Annotated in this window: 17 protein-coding genes; 14 read left to right on the plus strand and 3 right to left on the minus strand. The window is 55.5% G+C overall.

Features of this window, described 5'->3' with window-relative positions; genetic code table 11:
* Positions 1–64: 64 nt before the first annotated feature.
* Positions 65–3,322: a hypothetical protein gene (locus B9L19_RS08660; RefSeq protein WP_047752956.1), complete on the plus strand. Its 3,258-nt coding sequence runs from the start codon at positions 65–67 to the stop codon at positions 3,320–3,322.
* A 134-nt stretch (positions 3,323–3,456) separates the two neighbouring features.
* Here B9L19_RS08660 and B9L19_RS08665 read toward each other — a convergent pair whose 3' ends face one another.
* Positions 3,457–3,933, minus strand: coding sequence for a hypothetical protein (locus B9L19_RS08665; RefSeq protein WP_047752957.1), 477 nt, complete (start codon positions 3,931–3,933; stop codon positions 3,457–3,459).
* 153 nt (positions 3,934–4,086) lie between these two features.
* On the opposite strand from B9L19_RS08665, the gene B9L19_RS08670 reads away from it, so the two are divergent.
* From B9L19_RS08670 to B9L19_RS08680, 3 genes are all read left to right on the plus strand, one after another.
* Positions 4,087–6,132, plus strand: a complete 2,046-nt coding sequence (locus tag B9L19_RS08670) for a glycosyltransferase family 39 protein (RefSeq protein ID WP_025950509.1) — start codon at positions 4,087–4,089, stop codon at positions 6,130–6,132.
* Positions 6,133–6,374: 242 nt separating this feature from the next.
* Positions 6,375–7,337 (plus strand): glycosyltransferase family 2 protein, encoded by a 963-nt coding sequence (locus tag B9L19_RS08675; protein ID WP_025950508.1) that lies wholly within the window; start codon positions 6,375–6,377, stop codon positions 7,335–7,337.
* The gene (locus tag B9L19_RS08680; RefSeq protein ID WP_014196089.1) at positions 7,309–7,713 is read left to right on the plus strand and encodes a GtrA family protein; all 405 of its coding nucleotides are present in this window, start codon (positions 7,309–7,311) and stop codon (positions 7,711–7,713) included. The genes B9L19_RS08675 and B9L19_RS08680 overlap by 29 nt, the downstream gene beginning before the upstream one ends.
* A gap of 91 nt (positions 7,714–7,804) precedes the next feature.
* Here the strand turns inward: B9L19_RS08680 and B9L19_RS08685 are convergent, their stop codons facing one another.
* Positions 7,805–9,049, minus strand: coding sequence for a glutamate-5-semialdehyde dehydrogenase (locus B9L19_RS08685; protein WP_047752958.1), 1,245 nt, complete (start codon positions 9,047–9,049; stop codon positions 7,805–7,807).
* Positions 9,046–10,170: a glutamate 5-kinase gene (gene proB, locus B9L19_RS08690; protein WP_025950505.1), complete on the minus strand. Its 1,125-nt coding sequence runs from the start codon at positions 10,168–10,170 to the stop codon at positions 9,046–9,048. Before proB ends, B9L19_RS08685 begins: the two co-directional genes overlap by 4 nt.
* A gap of 518 nt (positions 10,171–10,688) precedes the next feature.
* On the opposite strand from proB, the gene ilvD reads away from it, so the two are divergent.
* From ilvD to B9L19_RS08745, 10 genes are all read left to right on the plus strand, one after another.
* Positions 10,689–12,368 carry a dihydroxy-acid dehydratase gene (gene ilvD, locus B9L19_RS08700; protein ID WP_025950504.1) on the plus strand — a complete coding sequence of 560 codons (1,680 nt, stop codon included), beginning with the start codon at positions 10,689–10,691 and terminating at the stop codon, positions 12,366–12,368.
* A 262-nt stretch (positions 12,369–12,630) separates the two neighbouring features.
* Positions 12,631–13,962: a phenylacetate--CoA ligase PaaK gene (paaK, locus tag B9L19_RS08705; RefSeq protein WP_047752959.1), complete on the plus strand. Its 1,332-nt coding sequence runs from the start codon at positions 12,631–12,633 to the stop codon at positions 13,960–13,962.
* A gap of 95 nt (positions 13,963–14,057) precedes the next feature.
* The gene (gene paaA, locus B9L19_RS08710) at positions 14,058–15,026 is read left to right on the plus strand and encodes a 1,2-phenylacetyl-CoA epoxidase subunit PaaA (RefSeq protein WP_047752960.1); all 969 of its coding nucleotides are present in this window, start codon (positions 14,058–14,060) and stop codon (positions 15,024–15,026) included.
* 12 nt (positions 15,027–15,038) lie between these two features.
* Positions 15,039–15,392, plus strand: coding sequence for a 1,2-phenylacetyl-CoA epoxidase subunit PaaB (gene paaB / locus B9L19_RS08715; RefSeq protein ID WP_011231529.1), 354 nt, complete (start codon positions 15,039–15,041; stop codon positions 15,390–15,392).
* On the plus strand, positions 15,368–16,201 hold the full coding sequence (gene paaC, locus B9L19_RS08720; RefSeq protein WP_047752961.1) for a 1,2-phenylacetyl-CoA epoxidase subunit PaaC: 834 nt from the start codon (positions 15,368–15,370) through the stop codon (positions 16,199–16,201). Before paaB ends, paaC begins: the two co-directional genes overlap by 25 nt.
* Before the next feature lie 115 nt (positions 16,202–16,316).
* Positions 16,317–16,793 (plus strand): 1,2-phenylacetyl-CoA epoxidase subunit PaaD, encoded by a 477-nt coding sequence (gene paaD / locus B9L19_RS08725; protein ID WP_025950500.1) that lies wholly within the window; start codon positions 16,317–16,319, stop codon positions 16,791–16,793.
* Positions 16,794–16,817: 24 nt separating this feature from the next.
* On the plus strand, positions 16,818–17,129 hold the full coding sequence (locus B9L19_RS08730; RefSeq protein WP_025950499.1) for an EthD family reductase: 312 nt from the start codon (positions 16,818–16,820) through the stop codon (positions 17,127–17,129).
* On the plus strand, positions 17,122–17,898 hold the full coding sequence (locus tag B9L19_RS08735; RefSeq protein ID WP_025950498.1) for an enoyl-CoA hydratase/isomerase family protein: 777 nt from the start codon (positions 17,122–17,124) through the stop codon (positions 17,896–17,898). Before B9L19_RS08730 ends, B9L19_RS08735 begins: the two co-directional genes overlap by 8 nt.
* Before the next feature lie 12 nt (positions 17,899–17,910).
* Positions 17,911–18,684, plus strand: coding sequence for an enoyl-CoA hydratase-related protein (locus tag B9L19_RS08740; RefSeq protein ID WP_025950497.1), 774 nt, complete (start codon positions 17,911–17,913; stop codon positions 18,682–18,684).
* Between the two features lie 17 nt (positions 18,685–18,701).
* The gene (locus tag B9L19_RS08745) at positions 18,702–20,219 is read left to right on the plus strand and encodes an aldehyde dehydrogenase family protein (protein WP_025950496.1); all 1,518 of its coding nucleotides are present in this window, start codon (positions 18,702–18,704) and stop codon (positions 20,217–20,219) included.
* Positions 20,220–20,353 lie beyond the last annotated feature (134 nt).

Below are 20,353 nucleotides of genomic sequence, written 5' to 3' on the forward strand. Positions count from 1 at the left end.
TCTTGCTGGACAATCTTTCCTTCTGTTATAAGGGAAATAAGGAGGGAACGGGGGGAGTGGGGAGATGGAGAAACGGGCATTCCGTTGGCTTTATGTATATCTTGTCCTTGTCGTGTTGCTTCTTTCCGCGCCGTATTGGCTTTGGTGGCTGAAACCAGAAGCGAAGCTCGATTTGCTTATTGTCGACAAAACGGTGCCGGACCGGTCGTACCGCGAGCACCAGGGGCTCGTTTGGCTTTTGAATCAACAAAAATATGTCCATTATAACGGAGAGCGATACGAAGCTGCACGCGATTACGCCGGGTTTGCGCCGAAAAAGGATGGAGCGTATGAGGTGCGGCCGCTGCCAAAGGAGATGGCGAGGTACGATGCGGTCTATATCGCCGACACATACGGGGTATATGAGGAAGAGTTCGTCCGCAAGCAAACAGACGGCGCGCGGTCGGCGAAAGTGTACGGCGGGCTTGAGCGGCAGGAGATGGAGTCGCTTTGGCGGTTTGCCCGCCAAGGCGGGAAAACGTTGATCGCTGAGTTCAATTCGATGGCCCATCCGACAGAAAACGAAGTGCGCGCCTCGTTTGCCCAGCTGTTCGGCCTTGAGTGGACCGGCTGGATCGGCCGTTATTTTTCTGACTTGAGAAGCCGGGAAGTGCCGGTGTGGGTGAAAGAAAACTATAAAGCGCAATACGGAAAGCCGTTTTCGTTCCGCGGGCCGGGTATGGTGTTGGTCGATGAGTCGGATCGGCTTCTTGTCCTCGATCGGCGCGACCTTGGCGGCGGTGGCGTCATGTTTTCCTCCACAAAAGCGGGGGAAGCCCGTTGGGGCGGCAAGATGCGCACATCGTATTCGTATTGGTTTGACATCGTCAAGCCGCTTGATGAGCGCATGGTGCTCGCAACGTACACGCTGTCGCTGTCTGAGCGCGGGAAAGAGAAGCTGCGGGCGATCGGGCTGCCGTTTTCCTTTCCGGCCGTTGTCCGCTATGAGACAAAGACGTATCAGTCGTATTACTTTTGCGGCGATTACGCTGATCAAGGGGAACCGCCGGCTGTTTCCCGGACCGTTGGATTTGACGTGTGGCGCAAATGGACGTCGGATCACCGACCAGACAACGGCGCGGCCTTTTACTGGAAGGCGTACGTTCCGATGATGAAAGTGATTTTGCGCGAAATAGAGGGATACAAAAAGAAAGGAAAGCTGCAAGTCCAAGTTCAAACAGCCAAGCAGGAAGGGGTCCGCTTGGCGGGAACGGTCGGGCGCGACTATCTTCAAGTATATCGCAATGGACGGTGGGAGCGGCTGCTGATCAAAGGCGTCAACCTCGGCATCAGCAAACCCGGCGCGTTTCCGGGAGAGGCGAAGATTACGAAGGAAGAATATTTCCGCTGGCTGCAGTACATCGGGGCGATGGGCGCAAACGCTATCCGCGTCTATACGATCCATCCGCCGGCGTTTTATGAGGCGCTGTATGAGTACAATCAGACTGCCGAGCAGCCGCTCTATTTGTTCCATGGCGTCTGGATCGATGAAGGGGCGATGCTGCGGACGAAGGATGTGTGGGCGCCCGAAGTGAACGAAGCGTTTCGCACCGACATCCGCCGCACGATTGACCTCGTTCATGGCAAGGCCCGCATTCCAAAACGGCCAGGTCATGCCGGCGGGGTGTACCGATACGACCTTTCCCCGTATGTTCTCGGCTGGATTTTCGGCGTCGAGTGGGATCCGGAAGTCGTGGCGGCGACGAACGAAAAACACCCGAAGCAGGGCGACTACCGCGGCAAATACGTGTACACGAAAGGGGTGAGCCCGTTTGAGGCATGGCTGGCCCGCGTGATCGACGAAGCGGTGGCGTATGAAACGGAGACATACGGCTGGCAGCGGCCGGTCAGTTTTACGAATTGGGTGACGACCGATCTCCTCCGCCATCCGGCCGAACCATTTGTGAAAGAAGATTTTGTTTCCGTCAACCCCAATGTCATGTACGCCACTCACGAGCTGCAGGCCGGGTTGTTTGCATCATATCACATTTATCCGTATTATCCGGATTTTTTCAACCGTGAGGAAAAATACGTCAGCTATGTTGACCAACGCGGCGAGCGCAACAGCTATGCCGCCTACTTGCATGACATGAAGGCGGCGCACCGGATGCCGATTTTGGTCGCTGAATTTGGCGTTCCTTCTTCGCGCGGCATGGCGCATCGAAATGTGCACGGGAAAAATCAGGGGTTTTTGTCGGAACAGGAGCAAGGAACGATCGACCGGGAGCTGTTTGAGGACATCGTCCATGAGCGGATGGCGGGAGGGCTGTTGTTTTCCTGGCAGGATGAATGGTTCAAGCGGACGTGGAACACGATGGAGTACGACAACCCGAACCGGCGTCCGTTTTGGCTGAATGCGCAGACGAACGAACAACATTTTGGGCTGCTTCGGTTTGAGCCACGTTCAAGCGCGGCCGCGATGATCAAGGTCGACGGGCGGAAAGACGATTGGACGTTCAATGGAATCCGGCCGGTTTGGACAGAGGGCAAGCGGGCGCTGTACGTCACAAGCGATGAAGGGTATTTGTACGTGCGGCTTGACAGCGGGTGCATCACCGATCGGACGACGGTCTACATGGCGTTTGATACGATTCCGAATCAAGGGCAATCGCGCCTGCCAGGCCTTTCTGGCGTCCGGACAGCGGGAATCGACTTTGCCTTAGTCATTCATGGAAAACAGAGCGCCCGTCTGCTTGTCGACAGCTACTACGACACGTTTTCCTTTCATTACGGAAAAGAGCTGCATATGATGCCGGCGGCGCCGTACGCCAATCGGAAAGATAACGGCGTCTACCACCCGATTCGCCTGACGTTGAACAAAAAATTGGAAGAAGCCCGCGGCAAGGCTGTGCCGTTCGACTCATATGAAACCGGGGTGTTGCGGTTTGGCACGGCCAACCCCGACGATGCGGCGTACAATTCGCTCACCGATATTAGTGTAAGCCGCGATGGCGATATGTATGAAATCCGCCTGCCATGGGCGCTTTTGAACGTGACCGATCCGAGCCGGCGCGAGGTGATGGGCGACATGTGGTCGAAAGGCGGGCTCAACAGCCGTGTCATGATTGAAGGCATTCGCCTTGGTTTGTACGTCGAGGATGGAGACGATTCGTTTTCTTTCCCGGCGATGAACGGGGCCGTGCTGCCAGCAGAGCAGTTTTATGAGTATGCGTGGCCGGTGTGGGAAGCGCCGCGCTACCACGAGCGGCTGAAGCAGTCGTATGAGGTGATGAAAGAGGCGTTTTCACGCGTGGACATCGCAACACAGCAGAGGGCGGAATAAAAAGAAAAGCGCTTGCTTCCTCTCGACATCGCGATCATTCATCCAAGCAGGCGCCTGTTCAAACAACAGAAGATAGAAGCCAAACCAACCGTCAAGCAGGAAAGCGCGGGCGGCCGGTTTGGCTTTTTTCGTTTTTAGGAGATTTCGTTTTGTCCAGCCCGGGAACGGAGTTTTCGTTCATGTTGGAGGGTTTTGCGGGCGAGGAAGTCGACGGTTTCCTGTGTTTCCGACCATTCAAGGCGCCAATAGTTCATTTTCGTTTCCAAGCGCTCAAACCGAGCGTCGGTGCGTTTTTCTAGATCCGAGAGTTTTTGGTGCAACCGGTCTTCCGTCTCGCGAATTTGGGCATACAGCCGATTTTCTGTATCTTGGATTTCAGCGCGCAGTCGGTTTTCCGTGTCTTGAATTTCAGCGCGCAGTCGGTTTTCCGTGTCTTGAATTTCAGCACGCAGTCGGTTTTCCGTGTCTTGAATTTCAGCACGCAGTCGGCTTTCTGTATCTTGGATTTCGGTGCGCAGCCGATCTTCCATTTCCTTCATTTGTTGTTGAATTTTTCCGCAATGCAAGTCGAGCGCCTTTAAAATTTGTTGCACGATGGTGGCTCCTTCCACAAGATTCACCTCCCTTCGCCTTTTATCATAGCACACGTCTGCGGTCAGCGAAATGAAAACCTTGTCCATTCGCTCGATTTTTTCACCAAACTTTCACCAACACGGGGTAACGTAACGGTAGGAGACGAAGAACATGACGGAAAGGGAGAGTCGATGAAGAAAATACAATGGAAATGGGATGGATGGATTGCTGCGATCATGGCTTGGTCAGCTTTTTTGCACTTCTATCAAATTGGAAACAGCGGTTCCAATGTGTATTATACGGCGGCGGCGAAAAGCATGGCCGCAAGTTGGAAGGCGTTTTTCTTCGCCGCGCTTGATCCGGAGGGATTCATTACCGTTGATAAGCCTCCGGCCGCGCTTTGGCTGCAGGCGTTGAGTGTGAAAGTGTTCGGAGTGAGCGATTTTAGCGTGCTTCTTCCGGAAGCGTTGGCGGGGGTTGCCTCGACGTGGATGATGTACGTGATCGTCAAGCCGTGGGCGGGGCGGATAGCGGCGCGCTGGGCAAGCTTCGTGTTTTCCTGCACGCCGGTGTTTGTGGCCGTGGCGCGTACGAACAACATTGACGCCGTATTGGTGTTTACACTGCTTGTCGCGGTTTGGATGTTGATGAAGGCCGTCATGACCAAGCGGCTCGCATGGCTGATCGGCAGCTTTGCGGTTGTTGGGGTGGGGTTTAATATGAAAATGCTGCAGGCGTACATGGTGCTGCCGGCGTTTTATTTGTTCTATTGGATGGCGGCGAAAACATCGTGGAAAAAACGGACGGGCCATTTGACGATGGCCACAGTCGTGCTGCTTGCCGTTTCCCTTTCGTATGCCGCCGCTGTCGCTTTGATTCCGGCCGATAAACGCCCGTACATTGGCGGCAGCAAAACCAATTCGGTGTTGGAGCTGGCCCTTGGCTACAACGGCATTGAACGGCTGACGGGGGAGGCCGGACCGGGCGGCAGGATGGGGGCGGATTTGAATGGGAGAGAGAGGTCGACGGAAACGAGCGGCATCACTGCACTGCCAAACGGTGGAGACAATGGCGCATTTCTTTCAGAAGGAGCGCCGCCTTCGATGTTCGGAGCGCCAGGCGCCCCTCTTTCTGCTTCGGGAGGCGGCATGGGCGGCATCGGCCGCGGCGAGATTGGCGATCCGGGCGTTTTGCGGCTGTTCCAGCTTCCTTTAGCCGGACAAGCGAGTTGGCTGCTGCCGTTTGTGATGGTGGTCGCTGTCGGATGGGTGGCTGATGTATGGCGCCGCCGCCCAATGACATCGTTTCATCGTTTCTTGCTCTTTTGGCTCGCTTGGCTTGGGCCGATGATGGTGTTTTTCAGCATCGCCGGTTTTTACCATCGTTACTATTTAAGCATGCTGGCTCCGGCGATTGCGGTGTTGGTGGGAGCTGGAGGAACGATGCTCGCTTCGTTTGGAACCGGTGAAGGTCGAATGACATGGCTGTTTCCGACGGCTCTTTTGGCTACTTATGCGTTTGACACATGGATGGCTTGGCAATATCACGAGTCATTGCCAGCTGTGTGGCCGATGGCGGTCGGATTTTACGGACTGGCGGTCGTTTGCCTCTGGTTGGCGATGGAAGGGCGCGAGCGTTGGCGGCGGATCATCTATGCGGCTGGGTTGTTTGGCTTGCTTGTGCTGCCGGCGTATTGGTCACTGACGCCTGTGTTGTACGGAACAAACAGCACGATTCCATATGCAGGGCCCGATTTGCGTCGGGAAGGAGGGGCCATGCCGACCGCAGGGATGCCGGCGGGGCAGGACGGGCGCTGGCGGCAAGGGCAAAGGGATGTGCGCTCGGATGAAGGGACTGAGCTTGGAGGCCGCCATTCATTGGTCGCTTTAGTGGCTTATTTAGAGCAACACGCTGGAAAAACCAAATACTTGGCTGCGACCATTCGAGCCACTGAGGCGGCGCAGTTGATGCTTCATACCGACCGCGCGGTGATGGCGATGGGGGGATTTGGGGGAACCGATCCAGTGTTGACCCCCGCGAAGCTGGAGAAGATGGTCCAAAACGGCGAAGTGAAGTATTTCCTTCTCTCTGGAGAGGGACGGGGCGACAATGAGCTGGTGCAATGGATCAAAACGCATTGTCAAGAAGTACCGTCGTCACAATGGGGCGGGGGGCAAAGCGAGACCTTTGGCGGCATGGGCCGCGGAGGAATGACGCTGTACGTGTACAACGGCTAGCCATCCGGTGCTCGAGTATGTTGGCGAATGCACGTTATCGCGTTTTTCCACTTGTCACGGGAGCGCCATGCGGTTTTTCGCGAAATCATGGGACGCCGCACGCGAAAAGTGGCGCGTTGAGCACGATGGTGCAAAACGATGTGGTTTGCATCGCTCTCTTTTTTCGGGGTGTCAGGATAGAGGCATGTGTGAGCTGTCCTTTTGCAGAACAATGCAAGAAGCGAACGAAGGAGGGGACATGAATGGTGACGTATTCTGTTATTATCCCTGTATATAATGAGGCGCTGGTCATCCGCGAGACGTACCGACGGCTGAAAACGGTGATGGAGCAAACGTACGAACCGTATGAATTGTTGTTCATTAACGACGGCAGCACGGATGAGACGCTGGAGATCTTAAGGGAATTGGCTGTAAAGGATGACACCGTGAAGTACATTGACTTTTCCCGCAATTTCGGCCACCAAATCGCTATTACTGCGGGGATGGACTATGCCTCGGGTCAAGCCATCATCGTGATCGATGCCGATTTGCAAGATCCTCCTGAGCTCATGTTAGAGATGATCGAGCGCTGGAAGGAAGGGTATGAAGTGGTGTATGCCCGGCGCGTCAAGCGGAAGGGCGAGACGGTGTTCAAAAGATGGACGGCTTACGTGTTTTACCGATTGCTGCGGGCGGCGACCGAAATCGACATTCCGGTCGATACAGGCGATTTTCGCCTTATTGACCGGAAGGTGTGTGATCAGTTACGCTATATGAGAGAGCGGAGCCGGTTTGTTCGGGGGCTGGTAAGTTGGATCGGCTTCCGGCAGACGGCGGTTGAATACGAACGGGAGCCGCGTTTCGCCGGCGAGACGAAATACCCGCTCAAAAAGATGATTCGGTTTTCGCTTGATGGCATCACCTCGTTTTCATACAAGCCGCTGAAGCTGGCCAGTTGGCTTGGATTTTTGTTGTCGGCGGCCAGTGTGGTGGGGATGTTCGTTGTCCTTTATCTTAAATGGTTTGCTCATTCAACGGTCGCTGGCTGGGCGTCATTGTTGATGGTCATGCTGCTTGGCAACGGGGTGACACTGCTCATGCTCGGCGCGATTGGCGAATATATCGGCCGGATTTACGATGAAGTGAAAGAGCGTCCGCTCTATATTGTCAACGAAACGTGGGGAGTCGGAACGAAACATGAACGAAAGCCTTCGTATATTCCGTAAAGAAAAACAAGCCGTATGGCGGTTTGGCCTCGTTGGGGTGAGCAATACCGCGGTGGACTTCGCCGTCTTTTTTTTGTTGACTGCTGCAGGCGCTAAGGCGGCGGTTGCCCAAGCCGTTGCCTACGGCGCCGGGATGGCGAACAGCTACATTTGGAATCGGCGTTGGACGTTTCAAGTCAAACGGAAAGCCAATATAAAGGAAGTTTTGCGCTTTCTTGTCGTCAACGGGCTGTCGTTCGGTGCATCGCTTGCCGTTTTGCTGGCCGCGGAACGGTTTGCATCGCTCTGGCTGGCGAAACTGGCGGCGACAATCGCCGGGATGGCGGTGAACTTTATCGGCAGCCGCTATTGGGTGTTTGTGGAAATGGAAAAATAAGAAAACGATCCGGAAGCCATGCGTTGGGTCCGGATCGTTTTATGCTTTAGAAACTTAGTGAAAAAGGAAGCCGTCTTCGTTGCAGCCATCGTTATGACTCCCGAATTTGCCCCGTCCCGTACACGAGCGATTTCGTTGTCGTAATGGCGACAAGCCCCATCGGACCGCGGGCGTGCAGCTTTTGCGTGCTGATGCCGATTTCCGCTCCGTAGCCGAACTGTTCGCCGTCCGTGAAGCGGGTGGAGGCGTTATGGTACAAGACCGCCGCGTCGACCGCCTGGAAAAAGCGGCGGACGTTCGCTTCGTTTTCGGTGATGATCGCTTCCGAGTGCTTCGTCCCGTAGCGGCGGATATGGGCAATCGCCTCATCGACATCAGCGACGAGCTTAACCGCTAAAATCGGCGCCAAATATTCCGCGTGCCAGTCGTCTTCTGTCGCCGGTTTGATGAACGGGTGCGATGACGCGAGGCGGTCGTCGCCGCGCAGCTCAACGCCGCGGGCGTGCAGCGCCTCAAGCAAGTCGTCGGCATATGGCCAACGCTCATGAATGAGCACCGTTTCGATGGCGTTGCAGACGGACGGACGCTGCAATTTGGCGTTTAGGACGATGTTGATCGCCATTTGCCGCTCGGCTGATTCGTCGATGAACATATGGCAGTTGCCGACGCCGGTTTCAAGCACGGGCACGGTGGCGTTTTCGACGACCGAGCGGATGAGCCCGGCGCCGCCGCGCGGGATGAGAACGTCCAAATACTCGTTCAGGCGAAACATGTGCTGGGCCGTTTCCCTGCTTGTGTCTTCGAGCAGTTCAATCGCCGTTTCCGGAACGGTCGTCGTGCGGAGCGCCTCTTTCATGACGCGAACGAGCGCTTTGTTCGAATGAAGCGCTGATGTGCTGCCGCGAAGCAGGACGGCGTTGCCCGTTTTCAAGCAAAGACTCGCCGCATCGACCGTGACGTTCGGGCGCGCTTCGTACACCATGCCAATGACCCCAAGCGGCACGCGCACCGTTTGGATGCGAAGCCCGTTCGGCCGCGTCCACTCTGCGATGATTTCTCCGACCGGGTCAGGAAGCGAGGCGACTTGGCGGACGCCGTCGATGATTTGGTCCAGGCGTTCATTTGTGAGTTGGAGCCGGTCAAGCAAAGCCGGTGACAGCCCTTGTTTGCACCCTTGGGCCATATCTTTCTCGTTTTCTTGCAAAATGAAGGCGCGTTCGCGGTCAAGGGTTTGGGCGATCTGTTCCAACGCTGCATTTTTTTCCTCCACTGACAGCATGGCGAGCGTTTGTGAGGCGGTTTTCAACCGTTCGGCTTTTTTGAGCAGTTCACTCATTTCGATACACTCTCCTTTCGCAACGTGACCCAATTGTCGCGGTGAATGACTTCCGGGCGGTGAAGGTAGGAATATTGCCGAGCTTCCTCGCTCGGAAGTCCTTTCACTTTCTCTAAATCGGCAGCGGCATAATACACTTGGCCGCGTCCGATCGTGATTCCTTTTTCATTGACGACATCCACGACATCCATGGCGTGAAAATCGCCGGAAACAGCTGTGACGCCGGCGGGAAGCAAACTTTTCCCACGCATAAGCAACGCTTCCTCAGCCCCGCTGTCGACCGTGATCGTGCCGGCGACAGGAGCATGATAAGCAATCCATTGTTTGCGCATTTGCATTTGTTTCGGCAACGGAGCGCCGATGTACGTGCCGTCTCCTTTCCCAGCTAAAATATCAGCCAGTTTTTCTTTGCCGCTCCCTGCGCCGATGAACACGCTGACGCCAAACGAGAGTGCTTTTCGAGCCGCGAGAAGCTTCGAGCGCATCCCGCCGGTGCCAACGGCTGAACCGATGCCGCCGGCGGCTTCGATCATCTCATCGGTGATTTCCGGCAAAAAGGCATATTTTTTCGCCTGTGGATTCGTTTTCGGGTTGGCGTCATACAGCCCGTTAATGTCGGTAAGCAAAATGAGCGCATCGGCGTGCAAAAAGCCGGCGACAAGCGCCGAAAGCATGTCATTGTCGCCAAATGTCAATTCCTCGATGGAAACGGAGTCGTTTTCATTAATGATCGGCACGGCGCCGTTCTCAAGCAGTGTGGTGATCGTGGCGAACAAGTTGCGAAACCGTTCGCGGCTGTAAAAGTCGCTGCGCGTCAACAACAATTGGGCGGTCGTGAAGCCAAAGCGGGCGAATGCCGAGCTGTACGCCTGCATGAGCAAGCTTTGCCCGACGGCAGCTGCGGCCTGTTTGCCGGCGATCGTCGTCGGCCGCGCCGGGTAGCCGAGCGGCCCGAACCCGGCGGCGACCGCCCCGGACGTGATGAGAATGACGTCATGGCCGAGCTGTTTGAGATAAGCGATCGCCTCAACGTGATCGAACAGCTTGTCATGGCAAAGGCCGCCTTTCGGATCGGTGAGCGAGCTGCTGCCGATTTTGACCACCACGCGCTGCCGTTTCATCGCGTTCTTCCCTCCTTTGCGGGTTGAATGGCATGAGTTGGATTGCCTAGCCGTCCTGCGAAGCGGCAGGCCAATAAAAAACGCTTTTCCTCCTTTTTTGCAAAAGGACGGAAAAGCGTTCCGCGGTACCACCTTTTTTGGCGCCTAAAGCGCCCCCTCGAGCCTGTAACGCAGGCGTGCGGCTTATGTTTGCATAAGCGGCCGTCTAGGGCAGGTTCAACCGGCTTCCCGCGAGGAACCTTCCAGCCTGTGGGTTCCACTCTCTGGCGCGTTCCCTCGGTTTACTAGTCCCGTGCCGTTCTCATTGTTTCATTGTCAAGGATAGACTTGCGATTTATAATTTGTAAGAAATTATGACGCCAAATGCTCCGGTTGTCAAGAGGAGCGGCTGATTTTTCTGACTCGTTTTCGCAGAGCAGATCATGAAAACGCATTCAGAATAAAGGTAATTGTCTTTCTATTAGAAAAAGTGGTACAATACTAGCAATCAATCAAACCGCATGATGGAGGGACCGATGATGAAAAAACGGCGCAGCGACATGATCAAAAAAGGATTCGACCGCGCTCCGCACCGAAGCTTGTTGCGGGCGGCGGGCGTAAAAGAAGAAGACTTTGACAAACCGTTTATTGCGGTCGTCAACTCCTACATTGACATTATTCCCGGGCACGTCCATTTGCAAGAGTTTGGGAAAATCGTCAAGGAAGCGATTCGCGAAGCGGGCGGCGTGCCGTTTGAAATGAACACGATCGGCGTTGACGACGGTATTGCGATGGGCCATATCGGGATGCGCTATTCGCTGCCGAGCCGGGAAATCATCGCCGATTCGATCGAAACGGTTATCTCGGCGCATTGGTTTGACGGCATGGTGTGCATTCCGAACTGCGACAAAATTACGCCAGGGATGATGATGGCGGCGATGCGGCTCAACATTCCGACGATTTTCGTCAGCGGGGGGCCGATGAAAGCCGGCGTAACGAAGGATGGGCGGAAAATTTCACTGTCATCTGTATTTGAAGGCGTCGGGGCGTATTTAGGCGGAACGCTCGATGAGAAAGGGCTTGAAGAACTCGAACGGTACGGCTGTCCGACGTGCGGATCGTGCTCGGGCATGTTTACGGCCAACTCCATGAACTGTCTCGCTGAAGCGCTCGGGCTCGCTTTGCCAGGCAACGGCACCATTTTGGCGGTTGACCCAGCGCGCAAAGAGCTTGTCCGCCAGTCGGCGAAACAGCTCATGTATTTGATTGAACATGACATCAAACCGCGCGATATCGTGACGGAAAAAGCGATCGACAACGCGTTCGCGCTCGATATGGCGCTTGGCGGCTCGACGAATACGGTGCTGCATACGCTTGCGATCGCCAACGAAGCCGGCATCGACTACTCGCTTGAGCGCATCAACGAAGTGGCATCGCGCGTGCCGCATTTGGCGAAACTCGCGCCCGCGTCCGACATTCATTACATCGAAGACTTGCATGAAGCGGGCGGCGTCTCGGCCGTGTTGAACGAGCTGGCGAAAAAAGAAGGCACGCTGCATCTTGACACGCTCACCGTCACGGGCAAAACGCTCGGGGAAAATATCGCCGGCTGCGAAGTGAAAAACTATGAGGTCATCCGGCCGATTGACAACCCGTATTCGGAAACGGGCGGGCTCGCCATTTTGTTCGGCAACCTGGCGCCGGACGGCGCCGTCATTAAAACCGGGGCGGTCCAAGGCGGCATCACGCGCCATGAAGGGCCCGCGATCGTCTTTGACTCCCAGGAGGAAGCGCTCGAGGGCATCGCCAGCGGCAAAATCAAGCCGGGACATGTTGTCGTCATCCGCTACGAAGGGCCAAAAGGCGGCCCAGGGATGCCGGAAATGCTGGCGCCGACGTCGCAAATCGTCGGCATGGGGCTCGGCACCAAAGTGGCGCTTGTCACCGACGGCCGCTTCTCCGGCGCCTCGCGCGGCCTATCCGTCGGCCACGTTTCACCGGAAGCGGCCGAAGGCGGACCGATCGCGTTCATCCAAGACGGCGACATCATCGAAATCGATACAGTGAAACGGACAATTAACGTCAAATTGCCCGATGAAGAGCTCGAACGCCGGAAAGCGAACTGGAATGGCTTTGAACCGAAAGTGAAAACCGGCTATCTCGCCCGCTACTCGAAACACGTCACCTCGGCGAGCACGGGGGGGATTATGAAAATTTAGGCGAAATAGGATCAAGGAAGGCGGTGCTCCATCAGCATGAGAGCTGCCTTCTTTTTTATTTTCCAAACTTTCCTATAATAAGAAACCATCTAAAAGCCCAAACTGCCATCCGCCCTCTTCTTGGCCCTCAAAAAAGAGTATTGACATTTTAAAATATTTCACCTATTTTAAAATTAAATATAATAGTTTAAATATATAACGTTTATATAACGTTATATATTTAACATTATTTGAAAGCGTTTTAATAGAGGGGGCGGAAACGATGATTTTGCATGATATCGAAACGGCTGCGCGCAGCGAGCTTGAGGCTCTCCAGCTTGAGCGGCTGCGGGCGACGGCGGCGCGCGTGTATGAGCAGGTGCCGTTTTATCGGCAACGGTTCGATGAATGCGGAGTGAAGCCGGACGATATTCGCACGCTTGAGGATGTGCGCAAACTCCCGTTTACGACAAAGCGGGATTTGCGGGATCATTATCCGTTTGGCTTGCTTGCGGTGGATCTTTCCCAATGCGTCCGTGTGCATGCATCAAGCGGCACAAGCGGGAAGCCGACGGTCGTCGCCTATACAAAGAGAGACATTGACCATTGGGCTGACATTGTGGCGCGGGCGATTGTCATCGCTGGCGGAAAACCGGGGGATGTCATTCACAACGCCTACGGATACGGGCTGTTTACCGGCGGCCTTGGATTGCATTATGGCAGCGAGCGGCTCGGGGCGGTGACCGTGCCGGTATCCGGGGGCAACACCGACCGACAAGTGATGATCATTGAAGATTTTCAGCCGACCGTCATTTGCGCCACACCGTCTTATGTGTTAAACATCGCCGAGCGGATGAAAGAACTGGGCAAAGATCCCCGGCAAACGTCGTTGAAATATGGAATCTTCGGTGCGGAGCCGTGGTCCGAGGAAATGCGGCGCACGCTCGAAGAGACATTTGATATGAAGGCATGCGACATTTACGGACTAAGTGAAGTGATCGGCCCAGGGGTGGCGATGGAGTGTCATGAAGCGCAAAACGGGCTCCATATCGCCGAGGATCACTTCTTGGTGGAGGTCATCAATCCGAAAACGCTTGAACCGGTGGCCGAAGGGGAAGAAGGAGAGCTTGTGTTTACGAGCTTGACGAAAGAAGCGTTTCCAGTCATCCGCTACCGAACAGGGGATATCGCTTCTGTGACGAGGGAACGGTGTATTTGCGGGCGGACGACGGCGCGCATGTCGCGGGTCAAAGGGCGGGTTGACGACATGATCATCATCCGCGGCGTCAATGTGTTTCCATCGGAAATTGAGCATCATCTGCTTCGCGTCTCGGAACTGGCTCCGCACTATCAGCTGCATCGTCTCCGCCACGGTCATTTGGAAGCGCTCGAGCTGCATGCGGAAGTGACCGATCGTTTTTACAGCGAGGTCGGCGGAGATTTGCAAAGCGAGCAGGCTGCTCTGCTTGCCCGGCGCATTCAGTCATTGTTGAAAACGCACTGTCTCATTTCGATTGACGTCCGTCTCCATTCGCCGAAAACGCTCCCGCGCTCAGAAGGGAAAGCGGTCCGCATCGTTGACCGCCGCCATCTTGAAGCGCCGCAATCCATCTGACTAGAGAAAGAAAAAAACGATTGCAAAATATATAACATTTAAATATAATAACGTTAAACAAACGTTATATATTTTAATCGAGAGGTGTATGGGGGATGGCCGCTATGATGACGTTCACCCGCCTGTCAGATGAGGAGAAATACGAACGGTTTATGCAGCGCATCGAGGCGGGGGAAAAGATCGAAGCCGATGACTGGATGCCGGATGAGTATCGGGTGACGCTGATCAAGCTCATTGCGATGCATGCGGTGAGTGAAATTATGGGAGCGCTTCCGGAAAAAGAATGGGTGCCGAAAGCGCCGTCGCTGCGCCGGAAGCTTGGCATCATGGCGAAAGTGCAGGATGAAATGGGGCACGGCCAGCTGCTGCTTCGGGTGGCGGAAGATTTGATGGCGCCGCTTGGCAAAACGCGGGAAGATATTATCGAAGATTTATTGAACGAACGGTTGAAGTTTCATAACGTGTTTCATATGCCAGCGCCGACGTGGGCGGACGCCGGGTTGATCGGCTGGCTCGTCGACGGAGCGGCGATTATGACGCAGACGAACATGCTGGATGCCTCATACGGACCGTACGCCCGGGCGCTGAAGCGCATTTGCGCCGAGGAAGTGTTTCACGCCCAGCACGGCGAGTCGATCATTTTGGCGCTCGCCGAAGGGACGAAGGAGCAGAAAGAGATGCTGCAAGAGGCGCTCAACCGTTGGTGGGAGGCGTTGCTCATGTTTTTTGGCCCTCCGACGGCCGATACGACGGGAACTTCGAAGCAAGACATCACGATCAAATACCGCATCCGCACGAAAACGAACGAGCAGCTGCGCCAAGACTTCTTTACGAAATATGTGCCGCGCATTTGGGCGCTCGGACTGGAGATTCCTGATGAGACCATGCATTTTGACAAAGAGAAGGGCCAATGGATTTACCGGCAGCCGGATTGGGAGCGGTTTAAAGAAATCATCCGCAACAACGGGCCGAAGTCGCAGGAGCGGCTTGAGCTTCGGCGGACGGCATACAAGCAGAACGCGTGGGTGCGCGCGGCGCTTAGCGCCGTACGGACGGCCGGATGAGGAGGGATGGCCATGGCGGGGAAAGAACAAGGATTTTATCAAGTGTTTGAAGTGTTCAGCCGCAAAGCGCCCGATGCGCCGATGCAGCATCAATTCAGCCTGCTTGCCCCCAATGAGGAGATTGCGCTCGTGATGGCGCAGGAGAACTTTATGCGCCGCGAGCCGGTCGCGGATCTTTGGGTTGTGAAGCGGGACTATATCCGGCGAATGAGTGAGGAGGAAAAAGCAGCGCTCAAGCGGCTTGACAACAAAGATTACCGGTTGACGCGAGGATATGGGGATTTAAAGAAACGATGGCGCAAATATGAGCAAAACGTGCTTGATGAGAAGGAAATTTTGTCATGGAAAGGCGAGATTCGGCGATGAGCGAAAAACCGATTCACTTCCATCCAGACGGTCAAGAGGCGCTTGTCGAGCTATTGTTTCAGCTCGCGGATGATGATTTTTTGCTTGCCTACCGCGGCTCGGAATGGCTTGGGTTGGCGCCGCATATCGAGGAGGATATTGCGTTTTCTTCCATCAGCCAAGATACGATGGGGCATGCGGCCATGTATTATCAGCTGCTTGAAGATCTTGGCTGTGGATCAGCCGACGAACTGGCGCACGCCCGCCCAGCTTCGGCGCGGCGCAATGCGGTTTTGCTCGAACGGGTAAACGGCCCGGGGCATTATTTGCGTGAGCCTCGCTATGATTGGGCGTTCACTGTTGTTCGCCACTATTTTTATACGCAGGCGAAGCGCGTTCGTCTCGAGTCGCTGACCAAAAGCAGCTATGCCCCGCTCGCGGAAGTGGCGGCGAAAATTCAAGTGGAGCTGCATTATCATTTGCTTCATTGGCATACGTGGTTTGTCCAGCTGACGAATGCCCATTTGGAAGCGCGGACGCGAATGACGAAAGCCATCCAAGACGTAGCGGCCGATTTTGCCGGCGTGTTGACGCTTGGGGCGAAGGGAGCGGACATGGTGCGATGGGGATTGATTGACGACGAAAAGGTGCTGACAGAACGGACGATCGCCGCGCTGGCGCCGGCGTTTGCCGAAGTGGGGCTTGATTGGCCGATGCCGTTTGGCATGAAACATGGCAACGGCCGCAACGGCGAACATACGCCGGATTTGGACGAAGCGCTGGCGACGTTGTCAGAAGTATACCGCGCCGTCCCGCATGCGATATGGTAATGTCCATGATTCCGTCCATCAAAGGGCGGTGTTGGGCAGATGGCGGCAAAGCGCTTGTTCGAGAGGCAAAGCGGCGCCGCCCGACGGCCAAAGCGGGAAAATGAGAGGGATCACGATGACAAACGAAGAGGTTTGGAAAGCGTTAGAAACGGTGAAAGACCCAGAAATTCATTCGATTAGCATTGTCGATCTTGGGATGGTGGAACAGATTGACGTTCGGGATGGAGCGGTCTCGGTCTCTTTGCTGCCGACGTTTCTCGGGTGTCCGGCGCTTGACATCATCCGCGCCAGGGTGGAGGAAGCGGTGAAGCAGGCAGGGGCTTCGGCGGTGACGGTGGAGTTTCTCCGCCATCCGCCGTGGACGTCCGATCGGATCAGCGAAGCCGGGCGGGAGCGGCTGAAGCAGTTTGGCATCGCCCCGCCGCCGCGGCAAATGCCGTCAGGGGCATGGCAAGTGGCGTGTCCATATTGCGGGGCGGAGCGGACCGTTATGGAAAATTTGTTTGGCCCGACCGCCTGCCGCAGCATTTTCTATTGCCAACAATGCAAAAATCCGTTTGAAGCGATGAAGCCTGTATTGGTTTCACGATAAGAAAAGGGAGAGGAGATGTTCGCTATGTTTAAAATGATCGCTTTGTACAAACAGCCGAAAGATAAGGAACAGTTTGACGCCCATTACTACGGAACGCATGTGCCGCTGACGGAAAAAATTCCGGGCCTGCGCAAAATCACAGTGACGAAAATTACAGGCACACCGATGGGGACGGAAAGCGAGTATTATTTGTTGTGTGAAATGTATTACGACAGCCAAGAGGCGTTTCAAGAAGCGATGAAAACGAAAGAAGCCAAAGCGTCGGCCAAAGATGTCATGTCGTTTGCCGGCGATCTCGTCACCTTTATGGTTGGTGAGGAAGTAGAGCATGAGTGAATGGAATTCCATTGCGGTGCGGCAAGAAGGAGCGGTCGGGATCATCGAACTCGCCCGTCCGCATGTGTTGAACGCGTTGAGCCGTCAAATGGTGGCGGAAATCGTGGCGGCGGTGGAAGCGTTTGACCGGGATGAAACGGTGCGTGTCATTGTGCTCACTGGGCGTGGGCGGGCGTTTGCGGCAGGGGCGGATATTCAAGAGATGGCGGATGATGACCCGATTCGCCTTGAGTGGCTGAACCAGTTTGCCGATTGGGATCGCCTGTCCATCGTGAAAACGCCGATGATCGCCGCGGTGAACGGATTGGCGCTCGGCGGAGGTTTTGAGCTGGCGCTTTCGTGCGACTTGATTGTCGCGTCCGCCACGGCCGAATTCGGCTTTCCGGAAGTGAACCTTGGCGTCATGCCAGGTGCGGGAGGCACGCAGAGATTAACGAAACTCATTGGACCGAAGCGGGCGCTTGAGTGGCTATGGACTGGAGAGCGCTTGTCGGCGAAGGAGGCCCACAAACTGGGCATCGTTACGCGCGTCGTCAGCCCGGAACTGCTAATGGAAGAAACGATGCGGCTGGCGCAGCGCCTCGCCCAACAGCCGCCGTTGGCTCTCCGGCTGATCAAAGAAGCGGTGCAAAAAGCGGTCGACTATCCGCTTTATGAAGGCATGCAATTTGAGCGGAAAAACTTTTATCTGTTGTTCGCCTCGGAAGACCAAAAAGAAGGAATGGCGGCCTTCCTCGAAAAACGAAAGCCGCGCTTCCAAGGAAAATAAGGGGGGCGCTTTATGTACGAAACGATCCGGTATGAAGTAAAGGGGCAAGTGGCCTGGCTGACGCTCAACCGTCCGGATCAGCTCAATGCGTTTACGGAACAAATGAATGCGGAAGTGACCAAAGCGTTCAAACAAGCAGGGGCGGATCCAAACGTCCGCTGCATGGTGATCACAGGCGCGGGGCGGGCGTTTTGCGCCGGGGAAGATTTGAGCGGCGTGACGGAAGAAATGGACCATGGCGACGTGCTGCGCTCTCGATACGCGCCGATGATGAAAACGCTTCATCTTCTTGAAAAACCGGTTGTCGCGGCGGTGAACGGGGCGGCGGCCGGCGCGGGCATGAGCTTGGCGCTGGCGTGTGATTTCCGGCTCCTTTCGGAAAAAGCGAGTTTCGCTCCCGCGTTTATTCACGTCGGTCTTGTGCCGGATGCGGGCCATCTGTACTATTTGCCGCGTCTTGTCGGGCGGGCGAAGGCGCTTGAGCTGGCGGTGCTCGGGGACAAAATCTCCGCTGAACAGGCCGCCTCGCTCGGGCTGGCGACAAAGGTGATTCCTCTCTCTGATTGGGAGGAGGGAGTCAAGCAGTTTGCCGAGCGGCTCGCTGCCATGCCGACGAAGGCGATTGGACTCATCAAACGGCTGCTTCGCGAAGGCGAGGAAACAACGTTTGACCGCTACTTGGAACGGGAAGCGGAATGCCAACGCATTGCTGGCATGACGGCAGATCACCGCGAAGGCGTCAAGGCGTTCTTTGAAAAACGAAAACCATTATTCCAAGGAAACTAAGCAAGGGGGATGAAACGATGGCGACTGTGAAACAAAAGAAAATGGAACCGATGCCGACCAAACGCGATTTCTATCATTTGATTGTGAACGGGGAGCGGGTGGAAAGCGCCTCGGGCGAAACGTTTGTGGTCACCAATCCGGCCACTGGCGAACCGGTCGCCCGCGTCGCCAAAGGGACGCGCGAGGACGCTGAACGGGCGGTGCAGGCGGCAAGGCAAGCGTTTGACCGTGGGAAATGGCGTCATTTTCCGGTGCAAAAGCGGGCGCGCATCTTGTATCAAATTGCATCCATCATGCGCGAACGTTTCAATGAATTGGTGGAATTGGAAATTTTGAATACCGGCAAAGCGCTGTCAGCTGCCCAAGGACAAGTGATGCAGGCGATTGAAGACTTTGAGTTTTTCGCTGGGGCGATCATTGGGCACCGCGGGGCGGTCAACCCGATGCCGGGGGCGTTTCACAACTATACGGAAAAAGAGCCGGTCGGTGTGTGCGCCCAAATCATTCCGTGGAACTACCCGCTCATGATGGCGGCTTGGAAAATCGCGCCCGCCATTGCCGCGGGATGCTCGGTTGTCGTCAAACCGGCGTCGCTGACGCCGCTCACCTGCCTGGTGCTGGCGGAAATTTGCCACGAGGCCGGGGTGCCGGAAGGGGTCGTCAATGTGGTGACCGGAGCTGGGTCGGAAGTCGGGGACTATTTGGTGGAGCATCCGCTCGTCGACAAAGTCGCGTTTACCGGATCGACGCCGGTCGGGAAGGAAATTATGGAGAAAGCGTCGAAAACATTAAAACGGGTGACGCTCGAGTTAGGCGGCAAATCGCCAAGCCTTGTGTTTGCGGACGCCGATTTAGAAGCGGCTGTCGCCGGCTCATTGTTCGGCATTTTCTACAACAGCGGCCAATCGTGCGAGGCGCGCTCCCGCTTGTATGTGCATGAAAGCATCTATGACGCGTTTATGGAAGCGTTCGTGGCCAAAACGAAGCAGCTGAAACTCGGCGATCCGTTCGATGCCGGCACGCATGTCGGGGCGATCATCAGCCGCGGGCAGCTGGAAGTGATTGACGAATATGTGCAATCGGCTGTCGCGGATGGAGCGACGATCGCCGCTGGAGGGAAAGAGGCGGTTGTCGCTGGGTTTGAAAACGGTTACTGGTATGAGCCGACGATTTTGACGAACGTGAACCATCAAATGAAAGCGGTTCGTGAAGAAATCTTCGGACCGGTTGTCGTTGTGATGAAATTCCGCGATGAAGCCGAAGCCATTGAATTGGCGAACGACAGCGACTATGGACTGGCCGCCGCGATTTGGACGAAAGATCATGGCCGCGCCGTTCGCGTAGCGAAGCAGCTGCGCTCCGGCATTGTCATGGTCAACAGCCCATTCTCCGCTTTCCCGGGCACGCCGTTTGGCGGCTACAAACAGTCGGGATTTGGACGCGAGTTGTCTGTCGAGGCGCTCGATTTGTACACAGAAACGAAAAGCGTGCTGTCGTATTACGGGCCGCGTCCGCTTAATCCGTTTGGCGTCTAAGGGCTTTTGCCGTTTGGCGTTTGCCAACATACGAGAGCGGATCGCGTCCTTGGACGCAACGTTCAAGTTGCCGCCCTTGAAGGCAAGAGCGAATTCGGGCAAGCGTGAAGAGACGCGCCCGCTCGTTTGCCAAG

The sequence above is a fragment of the Geobacillus thermocatenulatus genome (assembly GCF_002217655.1).
In the GTDB taxonomy this organism is placed as follows: domain Bacteria; phylum Bacillota; class Bacilli; order Bacillales; family Anoxybacillaceae; genus Geobacillus; species Geobacillus thermocatenulatus.

Coding starts and splice junctions, on each gene's coding strand:
- B9L19_RS08660 (WP_047752956.1), top strand. CDS start 65: ATGGAGAAACGGGCATTCCGTTGGCTTTATGTATATCTTGTCCTTGTC.
- B9L19_RS08670 (WP_025950509.1), top strand. CDS start 4,087: ATGAAGAAAATACAATGGAAATGGGATGGATGGATTGCTGCGATCATG.
- B9L19_RS08675 (WP_025950508.1), top strand. CDS start 6,375: ATGGTGACGTATTCTGTTATTATCCCTGTATATAATGAGGCGCTGGTC.
- B9L19_RS08680 (WP_014196089.1), top strand. CDS start 7,309: ATGAACGAAAGCCTTCGTATATTCCGTAAAGAAAAACAAGCCGTATGG.
- B9L19_RS08685 (WP_047752958.1), bottom strand. CDS start 9,049: ATGAGTGAACTGCTCAAAAAAGCCGAACGGTTGAAAACCGCCTCACAA.
- proB (WP_025950505.1), bottom strand. CDS start 10,170: ATGAAACGGCAGCGCGTGGTGGTCAAAATCGGCAGCAGCTCGCTCACC.
- ilvD (WP_025950504.1), top strand. CDS start 10,689: ATGAAAAAACGGCGCAGCGACATGATCAAAAAAGGATTCGACCGCGCT.
- paaK (WP_047752959.1), top strand. CDS start 12,631: ATGATTTTGCATGATATCGAAACGGCTGCGCGCAGCGAGCTTGAGGCT.
- paaA (WP_047752960.1), top strand. CDS start 14,058: ATGGCCGCTATGATGACGTTCACCCGCCTGTCAGATGAGGAGAAATAC.
- paaB (WP_011231529.1), top strand. CDS start 15,039: ATGGCGGGGAAAGAACAAGGATTTTATCAAGTGTTTGAAGTGTTCAGC.
- paaC (WP_047752961.1), top strand. CDS start 15,368: ATGGAAAGGCGAGATTCGGCGATGAGCGAAAAACCGATTCACTTCCAT.
- paaD (WP_025950500.1), top strand. CDS start 16,317: ATGACAAACGAAGAGGTTTGGAAAGCGTTAGAAACGGTGAAAGACCCA.
- B9L19_RS08730 (WP_025950499.1), top strand. CDS start 16,818: ATGTTTAAAATGATCGCTTTGTACAAACAGCCGAAAGATAAGGAACAG.
- B9L19_RS08735 (WP_025950498.1), top strand. CDS start 17,122: ATGAGTGAATGGAATTCCATTGCGGTGCGGCAAGAAGGAGCGGTCGGG.
- B9L19_RS08740 (WP_025950497.1), top strand. CDS start 17,911: ATGTACGAAACGATCCGGTATGAAGTAAAGGGGCAAGTGGCCTGGCTG.
- B9L19_RS08745 (WP_025950496.1), top strand. CDS start 18,702: ATGGCGACTGTGAAACAAAAGAAAATGGAACCGATGCCGACCAAACGC.